1 rRNA gene is annotated in these 1564 nt (G+C 53.3%); it reads right to left on the bottom strand.

What is annotated here, in order from left to right:
• Positions 1 to 10 precede the first annotated feature (10 nt).
• A 16S ribosomal RNA gene (locus HGP28_RS18855) occupies positions 11 to 1555 on the bottom strand.
• Positions 1556 to 1564 lie beyond the last annotated feature (9 nt).

Genomic DNA, 1564 nt, shown 5'->3' with positions numbered 1-1564 from the left:
AATCATCGTATAAGGAGGTGATCCAGCGCCAGGTTCCCCTAGCGCTACCTTGTTACGACTTCACCCCAGTCATGAACCACAAAGTGGTGAGCGTCCTCCCGAAGGTTAAACTACCCACTTCTTTTGCAGCCCACTCCCATGGTGTGACGGGCGGTGTGTACAAGGCCCGGGAACGTATTCACCGTGGCATTCTGATCCACGATTACTAGCGATTCCGACTTCACGGAGTCGAGTTGCAGACTCCGATCCGGACTACGACGCACTTTTTGGGATTCGCTCACTCTCGCAAGTTGGCCGCCCTCTGTATGCGCCATTGTAGCACGTGTGTAGCCCTACTCGTAAGGGCCATGATGACTTGACGTCGTCCCCACCTTCCTCCGGTTTATCACCGGCAGTCTCCCTGGAGTTCCCGACATTACTCGCTGGCAAACAAGGATAAGGGTTGCGCTCGTTGCGGGACTTAACCCAACATTTCACAACACGAGCTGACGACAGCCATGCAGCACCTGTCTTACAGTTCCCGAAGGCACACTCGCGTCTCCGCAAGCTTCTGTAGATGTCAAGAGTAGGTAAGGTTCTTCGCGTTGCATCGAATTAAACCACATGCTCCACCGCTTGTGCGGGCCCCCGTCAATTCATTTGAGTTTTAATCTTGCGACCGTACTCCCCAGGCGGTCTACTTAACGCGTTAGCTCCGAAAGCCACGGCTCAAGGCCACAACCTCCAAGTAGACATCGTTTACGGCGTGGACTACCAGGGTATCTAATCCTGTTTGCTCCCCACGCTTTCGCATCTGAGTGTCAGTATCTGTCCAGGGGGCCGCCTTCGCCACCGGTATTCCTTCAGATCTCTACGCATTTCACCGCTACACCTGAAATTCTACCCCCCTCTACAGTACTCTAGCTTGCCAGTTTCAAATGCTATTCCAAGGTTGAGCCCTGGGCTTTCACATCTGACTTAACAAACCACCTGCATGCGCTTTACGCCCAGTAATTCCGATTAACGCTCGCACCCTCCGTATTACCGCGGCTGCTGGCACGGAGTTAGCCGGTGCTTCTTCTGTCGCTAACGTCAAATGATGCCGCTATTAACGACACCACCTTCCTCACGACTGAAAGTGCTTTACAACCCGAAGGCCTTCTTCACACACGCGGCATGGCTGCATCAGGCTTGCGCCCATTGTGCAATATTCCCCACTGCTGCCTCCCGTAGGAGTCTGGACCGTGTCTCAGTTCCAGTGTGGCTGATCATCCTCTCAGACCAGCTAGGGATCGTCGCCTTGGTGAGCCCTTACCTCACCAACTAGCTAATCCCACCTAGGCATATCTTGACGCGAGAGGCCCGAAGGTCCCCCTCTTTGGCCCAAAGGCATCATGCGGTATTAGCCATCGTTTCCAATGGTTATCCCCCACATCAAGGCAATTTCCTAGGCATTACTCACCCGTCCGCCGCTCGTCATCTTCAAAAGCAAGCTTTTGAAATGTTACCGCTCGACTTGCATGTGTTAGGCCTGCCGCCAGCGTTCAATCTGAGCCATGATCAAACTCTTCAATTTAAAGTTTTT

It is taken from the genome of Vibrio agarilyticus (assembly GCF_012641465.1).
GTDB lineage: Bacteria > Pseudomonadota > Gammaproteobacteria > Enterobacterales > Vibrionaceae > Vibrio > Vibrio agarilyticus.
This window is presented reverse-complemented; position numbering and strand designations above follow the sequence as displayed.